The sequence below is a fragment of the Saccharopolyspora shandongensis genome (assembly GCF_900106995.1).
Lineage (GTDB): Bacteria > Actinomycetota > Actinomycetes > Mycobacteriales > Pseudonocardiaceae > Saccharopolyspora > Saccharopolyspora shandongensis.
In genome coordinates this window covers 105,715-113,542 of sequence record NZ_FNOK01000029.1, presented here as the reverse complement: position 1 = coordinate 113,542, position 7,828 = coordinate 105,715, and the positions used below count along the sequence as shown (strand labels likewise).

Genomic DNA, 7,828 nt, shown 5'->3' with positions numbered 1-7,828 from the left:
TACAGCGTGAACCGCGCGCCGCTGCTGGAGATACTCGCCCAGCGCGCCACCGACCTCAACGTGGACGTCCGGTACGAGCACGCCGCGGAAGACCTGTCGGAGTTCGCCGACGCCGACCTGATCGTCGTCGCCGACGGCGCGAACAGCCGCATCCGGCAACGCTACGCCGAGGAATTCGGCACCCAGGTCGGCCACGGCCGCAACCCCTACATCTGGCTGGGCACGGACCGGGTGTTCGACATGTTCACCTTCGACTTCGAAGAAACACCCGAGGGCTGGATCTGGTTCCACGCCTACCCCTCCAGCGCCGGGATCAGCACCTTCATCGTCGAATGCCAGGACACCACCTGGCGAGGACTGGGGTTCGACCGGCTCGGCGACGACGAGAGCATGCGGCTGCTGGAGGACATCTTCGACCAGCCGCTGGCGGGGCACTCGCTGATCAGCGCCTCCCGGGGAAGACCGGCCTCCTGGCAGCACTTCACCCAGGTCTACAACCAGACCTGGCGCTACGAGAACGCGGTGCTGATCGGCGATGCCGCGCACACCACGCACTTCACGCTCGGTTCCGGGACGAGGCTGGCCATGACCGACGCGGTGATGCTCGCGCAGAAATTGCTGGATCGCGAGCAAACGGCCATGGCCCTTAAGGAGTTCGACGAGGAGGGCCACGAATTGATGCGCACGGCGCAGGCCTCGGCGCGCACCAGCATGGCGTGGTTCGAGAACACCGACCGCTACACCGACCGCAACGCCGTGGACTTCTGCTACGCGATGTGCGGCCGGAACAGCTTGCAGCCGCCGTGGCGCTACCAGCAGCACCTGATGACACAACACCTAGTGGCACGCAAGACTCGACGGCTGTTCGGCAACGGCATGCGCTGGGCTCGGGCGCGCAAGCGCGGCGAGTCGCTGCGCCGCTGAGGCAGGCCGAAAAGCCGTCGTTCGACTACTCGCCGGCTTCGTCGAGCAGGTCGCGGATCGCGTGCAGCACGGCGTCGGGATGCTCGATGTGGAGGTACTGGTGCTGGGCATCGTCGAGCACCCGCTGCTCGCCGCGGGGAACCGATGCGGCGATCGCCGCGTGCAGGTCCCGCAAGCCGTCGTGCATTCGGCGTGCGAGGTCCGCTGATGCGAACTTCGCCCAGTACGGGTTGCGCCCCATCGCGGTGACCACGATCAACGGGACGTCGGGGAGTTCTCCGCCCTGCCGGAGTTCGTCGTACAGCTCGCTCTCGAAGTTGGCCGTCTCCTGGATGCCCGTCCGCCACTCCGAGAGGTGATGTTCGACGAGCGGCTCGCGGACCGAGCCGGGCCACTCGGCGTAGATCTGCGCGAGCGCGCCGCGGGAGGCTTCGACTTGCTCGTCCGTCAGCTCCGGCAGCTGCTCCGGATCGAGCTTCATCTGCTCGTCCAACCCGGCGGCTTCCGCCGGCATGTGGTCGTGGATGTCCTCGTGACCGGGATCCAGCAGGAGCAGACCGGCCACCTCGTCGGGGAAGAGCTGCGCGAACCGGCGCGCGTAGAACGCGCCCAGCGAATGCCCGACCAGCAGGTAGGGAGCCGGAACTCCCGCCGCGCGCAGCAGGTCCCGAAGCTCGCCTGCGACCTCGACGGCGCTGCGGGGCAGGTCGGTTCGCTCGCTCCAGCCCGTGCCCGCTCGGTCGTAGAGCACGCTCGTGGCCAGTTCAGCCGCCCGCTGCTGGAGGTTCAAGAAGTCCAGGCCGACCAGGCCTGCTCCGGGGAGGAACACCACGGCGGGGTCTCCGCTTCCCGAGCGCTGGAGCATCAGCCGCCGGCCTCCCACCTCGTAATGACGTCCCAATGGCGGCGCCTCGATCACCTCGGGGCGGTTTTCAGCTGATCGGTGCTGCACTGTAGTTCCTCCACGTCGACGATCATTCGCAAACTTTGAGAAAGGTATCACGACATGAGAAGATACGGCCGTGGACACGTTGGAACTGCTGGTGCATCCGGTGCGGCTGCGCATCGTGCACGCCCTCTCCGGTGGCCGGCACCTCACGACCTCGCAGTTGTGCGACCGCGTGCCCGACGTCTCGAAGGCGACCGTGTACCGGCACGTCGGCCTGCTCGCGGACGCGGGCATCCTGGAAGTCGAAGGCGAAGAACGAGTGCGCGGCGCCGTGGAGCGCCGGTACCGCCTGCGCCGGGAACGGGCGGTGATCGACCGGGAAACGGCGATGGCAGTGCAGCCGGAGGAGCACCGCCGCGGCTTCGCCGCCGCCATGACCACGCTGATCGCCGAGTTCAACGCCTACCTCGATCGCGAGCAGGCCGACCCCGCCGCCGATTCCGTCGGCTACCGCCAGCACGCGATCTGGCTCAGCCCCGACGAACTCGCCGAGATGATCGACGGGATGCGCGGCGCCATCGCGCCGCAGCTGGCCAACGAACCCGCACCGCACCGCAGCCAGTACCTGCTCAGCCCGATCCTGTTCCCGATCGAGCAACCGCCCCAGGAGTAACGACGACCGGCCGGCGGATCAGGCGCAGCGCGCTCAGCACGTGCTCCCTCCAGCGCCCGACCACGCACTCCGAGACGTAGGCACAGCACAGGTTTCGCGGTCGGCGATGTTGTGTTGATCACTATCTTTGGGGCGTTTGTCCGGAACCGGATCACCTGTTGCTCCGTTGCTACGGACATGGGCGATGATCCTGGAAGTACCTGCCGCGCCCCTCGCGAGCCGAGGGGCGCGGACCTCGCCGGGCCGCTGACGCCGCACGTCGGCGGCCCGAACCGAACCGCCTGCCGCGCGCCGGCGGGCCACACCTCCCGCGCGCAGTCCCGTCACGGCCAGGCGCCGCCCACGACTCCGCCCGGCATCCGTTCCGGTCGCCCTGCACCAGAACCAGGCGCATTTCCGCGCCGTGCAGCCGAGAATTCCCCGGCGCTCCTCCCCTGGCCAACCAGCCGCGCTCTCCTCCCATCTCCGCACGACACCGCGGTATTCCGCGGAGCGTGCGCGACGGCTCGCGGCCGCACCGGACCGCGCTGACATCACCGATCCGGCTGGAGGAGCCGCACCACCCGCAACCCGCTCGACAACACACACCGCAACTGATCGACAGCGAAGAGAAGAGGAAGGACCAGCAGAATGGTCTTCAAGAAGCTCCTGGGCGCACTCGGCGTCGGCGGCCCGTCGGTGGACACCGTGCTGCACCACCAGCACGTCCGCCCGGGCGAGAACCTGGCCGGGGAAGTCCGCATCACCGGCGGGAACCAGGACGTCACCGTCGAGAACGTCGTGCTCGGCTTCGTCACGCGCATCGAGACCGAACGCGGCGGCCACGACGGGCACGCCGGGGTGGAGTTCCACCGCGCCGTGGTGGCCGGCCGGTTCGAGCTGCGCGAGGGCGAGGACAAGACCATCCCGTTCCAGCTCCCCGTGCCGTGGGAAACGCCGATCACCAGCGTCTACGGACAGCACCTGCACGGCATGACGCTCGGCGTGCGCACCGAGCTGGCCATCGCCAAGGTCGCCGACAAGGGCGACCTCGACCCGGTGTCGGTGGAACCGCTGCCCGCGCAGGAGAAGGTGCTGGAGGCGTTCTCCCAGCTCGGTTTCCACTTCAAGAGCGCCGACCTGGAGCACGGCCGGTTGCACGGCGTCCACCAGGAACTGCCGTTCTTCCAGGAGATCGAGTTCTACCCGCCCCACCAGTTCGCCGGGCGGATCAACGAGGTCGAGCTGACCTTCGTCGCCGGCCCGCACGGGCTGGACGTGGTGCTGGAGGCCGACAAGCGCGGCGGGTTCTTCACCCCGAGCCAGGACGCCTTCGGCCGCTTCCACGCCTCCCACGAGGAAGCTCTCAGCACCGACTGGGCCGGGCGGATCCACGGCTGGCTGGAACAGGTCGCCGACCGCCGCGGCGCGGGCCACCCGATGGCCGGGTACGACCACCACGGCTACGAGCACCACGGCTACCACGACGAGCACCACCGGCGCGGATCCGGGATGGGCGGCATGGTCGCGGGTGCCGCGCTCGGCGCCGGCGCCGGGATCCTCGGCGGCATGGTCGTGGGCGAGATGATGGAAGAGGTCTTCGAGGGCGACGAAGAGGAGTTCTGATCCTCCGGTGGGCGCCGGGAATCCGTTCCCGGCGCCCACCGCGCGCCGGTCGGCTCAACTCCCGGCGGGGCAACCCGATAGATTGATCAACATCGTTGTCTCCGCCGTGATCGGGAGTACTTGGTGAGCACGCGCGAACGCGTCCGCGAGCTGGTCGACGCGCCACTCACCCAGCGGGTGGTCATCGCGGTCATCCTCGTCAACGCCGTGACCCTCGGCTGCGAGACCTCCCCCGACCTGGTCGCCAGCCACGGCTGGCTGCTGCACGCGGTGGACCGGGCCGCGCTGGCGGTGTTCGCGGTCGAGCTGGCCGCCCGCCTGTACGGCCACGGCTGGCGGTTCTTCCGCGACCCGTGGAACTGCTTCGACACCGTCATCGTCGGCATCGCGCTGCTACCCACCACCGGGGCCTTCGGCGTCCTGCGCGCGCTCCGCATCCTCCGCGCCCTGCGGCTGATCTCGGTGATCCCCAGCATGCGCCGCGTGGTCAGCGCGCTGCTCACCGCCGTCCCGGGGATGGCCTCCATCGCCGCCCTGCTGGTGCTGATCCTCTACGTGGGCGCGGTGATCGCCACCAAGCTGTTCAGCGCGGTCGCCCCGGACTACTTCGGCGACCTCGGCGACTCGCTGTTCACCCTGTTCCAGGTGATGACCGGGGAAGCCTGGTCCGAGGTCGCCCGCGCGGTGATGGACGAGGAACCGCTGGCCTGGATCTTCTTCATCGGCTACATCGCGGTCACCACGTTCACCGTCCTCAACCTCTTCATCGCCGTCGCGGTGTCCGCGATGGAATCCCAGATGGGCCGCGAACGCGAGGACGACGGCGAAACGGCCCGCGAGCTGCTCACCGAGATCCGCGAACTCCGGGCCGAAGTACGGGAACTCCGCGCCGCGCCGGCCGAATCCTGATGCGGGCTAGGGCTCGCCCGGCCGCACGAGATGACCGCCGATGCCGAGGACTCCGGTGACGAACTCCCTGGCGATCTCGACCTCCTCGGGTGAGCAGTCGACAAGCACCTTGATCTCGGCGTCCCGCTTGGCCAGGTCCGCGGTGAGCAGGACGCCCACCACGCCAGCGCCCGCGGCCGAGCCGACGAAGACGTCGATTCCTCCGCCGTCGCCTCCGATGGTGCCCGCGAGGTAGCCGTAGTCCAGCGGGTAGACGACGTCCGGGATGCGCGGGTGCGGCCGTCCCCTCGGCCGGTCGACGACGATCTCGCCGTGCCGCACGAGATCGGCCAGCGCGGCGAAGAACCGCACCGAGCCGGGATGCTCCTCGGTTTCCACCGCCTCAGCCCAGGAACTGGTCGTAGAGGAGGTAGGCGTTCAGGCCGATGATCAGCGTCGTGATCGCCGTCATCACCGCCGTCAGCCAGCGCGGGTTCGCGAAGTCGCCCATGACCGAGCGGTCCCTCGTCACCAGCAGCAGCGGGATCAGCGCGAACGGGATGCCGAAGCTCAGCACGACCTGGCTGAAGTTGAGGACGTCGGTGGGGTTCATGCCGAGCACGATCACCACGAGCGCGGGCGTCATCGTGATCAACCGGCGCAGCAGCAGCGGAATCCGGAAGTTGATGAACCCGGCCATCACGACCTGACCGGCGAAGGTGCCGACGCTGGAGGACGAGATCCCGGACGCCAGCAGGGCGACCGCGAACACCAGGGCGGCGGTGCCGCCGGCGAACGTGGCGAGGCCCGCGTGCGCGTCCTCGATGCTGCTGATCCCGGTGTTGCCGCTGCTGTGGAACAGCTTCGCGGCCATGACCAGCATCGACAGGTTGATCAACCCGGCGAGGCCGAGCGCGATGACCACGTCCCAGCGCTCGAAGCGCAGCACCTTCCGGCGGTCGTCGTCGGTCGAGACGGCCACCCGGCGGCTGGTGAGCGCCGAGTGGAGGTAGACCACGTGCGGCATCACGGTGGCGCCGACGATCCCCACCGCGAGGTAGGCGCTGCCGGCCGGCAGCGACGGCACCAGCCCGGCGATGGCCTGGGCGGGCTCCACGCCGATGCGCAGCAGCTGGTAGGCGAAGCCGGCGATGATCAGCAGCAGCAACCCGGCGATCGCCCGCTCGAAGGGCCGGAAGCCGCGCGCCTGCAGGCCCAGCAGCGCGAACGCGACGACCGCAGTGATCAGCGCCGCCGGCACCATCGGGATGCCGAACAGCAGGTACAGGCCGAGGGCGGCGCCGACGAACTCGGCGAGGTCGGTCGACATGGCGACGATCTCCGCCTGCAGCCACAGGCCCCACCGCACCGGCCGGGAGTGCCGCTCCCGGCACACCTCGGGCAGCGTCTTGCCGGTGACCACGCCGATCTTCGCGGACAGGAACTGCACCGGCATCGCCATCAGGTTCGCCAGCACCACGACCCACACCAGCGCGTAGCCGAACTCCGCGCCGGCGCCGATGTTGGTCGAGAAGTTGCCCGGGTCGACGTAGGCGATGGCCGCGATGAAGGCGGGCCCCAGCATCGCGAGCGCGCCGCGCATCCGCCCCCGGCCGAGCACCTGCCCCAGGTCCTCCCGGGCATCGCGTCCCGCCTCGGTCTCGGTCACGCCCATCGGTCCACTCGTGCCGCTGCCTGCTCGCCGATGACGGCCTCCTGCCGGTATGCGCGTGGCGCCCCGGCGGGCCCGCGCGAACCACGATTCGTCTTCCCGTCCACGAGGTTACGGTATGACGAAAAATTCTCTTCGCAAGCCCCCACCCGGCCGCTCGCGCCCGGCGCGTCCGGAGCGGCAGTCCTACACTCCGATTACCGATTCCGCCGCGCCGGACCGGCCGAATCGCGTGATGGGGGCAGATCGACTCGCGTGTGGAGCCACCGATGGCCGAGGAGAACGAACGTCGCCGCGGCTACCGAGCAGGACTCGGCGGCGAGCTGCTGGCCGAATTCCTGGGGACCTTCGTCCTGATCCTGCTGGGGTGCGCGTCGGTCGCGGTGGCCGTCGCCGGACTGCCCGGCTCGGGGCGGCAGTCCGACGCCTTCGGGCCCGCGAACTGGCTGATCATCGCGTGGGGCTGGGGCCTCGGCGTGGTGTTCGGCGTCTACGTCGCGGGCGGCGTCAGCGGCGCGCACATCAACCCGGCGGTGACGCTGGCCTTCGCGGTGCGGCGGGCCTTCCCGTGGGTGAAGGTCGTGCCCTACATCGTCGCCCAGGTCGTGGGCGCGTTCCTCGCCGCGGCGCTGGTGTACGCGACGTACGGCTGGGCGATCGACGCGTTCAACGCCAAGGCCGGTCTCGCCCGCCCCCAGTCCCTGGACACCTTCGCGATCTTCGCCACCTTCCCGGCCAAGTACTTCGACGGGTCGTGGTGGGGACCGCTTCTGGACCAGATCGTCGGCACCGCGATCCTGGTGCTGCTCATCTTCGCGCTCACCGACACCCGCAACACCGCGCCGTCGGCCAACCTCGGGCCGTTCCTGATCGGCCTGGCCGTCACCGCGATCGGCCTGACCTTCGGGCCCAACGCCGGCTACGCGATCAACCCGGCGCGCGACTTCGGCCCCCGCCTGTGGACGTTCATCGCCGGCTGGGGCGACATCGCCCTGCCCGGAACCTACCAGTGGTTCAGCGCCTACTTCTGGATCCCCATCGTCGGGCCGCTCGTCGGCGGCGTCATCGGCGCCGTCGTCTATGACCTGTTCATCGGCCAGGTCGTCGCGGCCCGCACGGCACCGGCGGAAACCGGGCGGGTGAGCGGGGACGGGTAATCCGACTCGGTAGCGGCGCG

8 protein-coding genes are annotated in these 7,828 nt (G+C 69.6%); 5 read left to right on the top strand and 3 right to left on the bottom strand.

The genetic code is table 11. From position 1 onward, the window contains the following. A partial coding sequence (locus BLW84_RS27215; RefSeq protein ID WP_093270756.1) for an FAD-dependent monooxygenase occupies positions 1-924 on the top strand: 924 nt, incomplete at its 5' end. 25 nt (positions 925-949) lie between these two features. Here BLW84_RS27215 and BLW84_RS27210 read toward each other — a convergent pair. After that, positions 950-1,789 (bottom strand): alpha/beta fold hydrolase, encoded by an 840-nt coding sequence (locus tag BLW84_RS27210; RefSeq protein WP_093270753.1) that lies wholly within the window; start codon positions 1,787-1,789, stop codon positions 950-952. A 157-nt stretch (positions 1,790-1,946) separates the two neighbouring features. Between BLW84_RS27210 and BLW84_RS27205 the strand changes: the two genes are divergently transcribed. The 3 genes from BLW84_RS27205 (at position 1,947) to BLW84_RS27195 (ending at position 5,000) form a co-directional block, all read left to right on the top strand. Next, entirely contained in the window at positions 1,947-2,486 is a 540-nt protein-coding gene (locus BLW84_RS27205) for a helix-turn-helix domain-containing protein (RefSeq protein ID WP_093270709.1), read from the top strand. 630 nt (positions 2,487-3,116) lie between these two features. Then, a complete protein-coding gene (locus BLW84_RS27200; RefSeq protein WP_093270705.1) occupies positions 3,117-4,091 on the top strand; it encodes a sporulation protein in 975 nt (324 codons plus the stop codon). Between the two features lie 123 nt (positions 4,092-4,214). Next, positions 4,215-5,000 carry an ion transporter gene (locus tag BLW84_RS27195; RefSeq protein WP_093270702.1) on the top strand — a complete coding sequence of 262 codons (786 nt, stop codon included), beginning with the start codon at positions 4,215-4,217 and terminating at the stop codon, positions 4,998-5,000. 6 nt (positions 5,001-5,006) lie between these two features. Here BLW84_RS27195 and BLW84_RS27190 read toward each other — a convergent pair whose 3' ends face one another. Both BLW84_RS27190 and BLW84_RS27185 read right to left on the bottom strand, forming a co-directional pair. Beyond that, entirely contained in the window at positions 5,007-5,378 is a 372-nt protein-coding gene (locus BLW84_RS27190) for an inorganic pyrophosphatase (protein WP_245761409.1), read from the bottom strand. 4 nt (positions 5,379-5,382) lie between these two features. Then, on the bottom strand, positions 5,383-6,582 hold the full coding sequence (locus tag BLW84_RS27185; protein WP_143061118.1) for an Nramp family divalent metal transporter: 1,200 nt from the start codon (positions 6,580-6,582) through the stop codon (positions 5,383-5,385). A 338-nt stretch (positions 6,583-6,920) separates the two neighbouring features. On the opposite strand from BLW84_RS27185, the gene BLW84_RS27180 reads away from it, so the two are divergent. Beyond that, on the top strand, positions 6,921-7,808 hold the full coding sequence (locus tag BLW84_RS27180) for an MIP/aquaporin family protein (protein WP_093270696.1): 888 nt from the start codon (positions 6,921-6,923) through the stop codon (positions 7,806-7,808). The last annotated feature ends 20 nt before the right edge of the window (positions 7,809-7,828 follow it).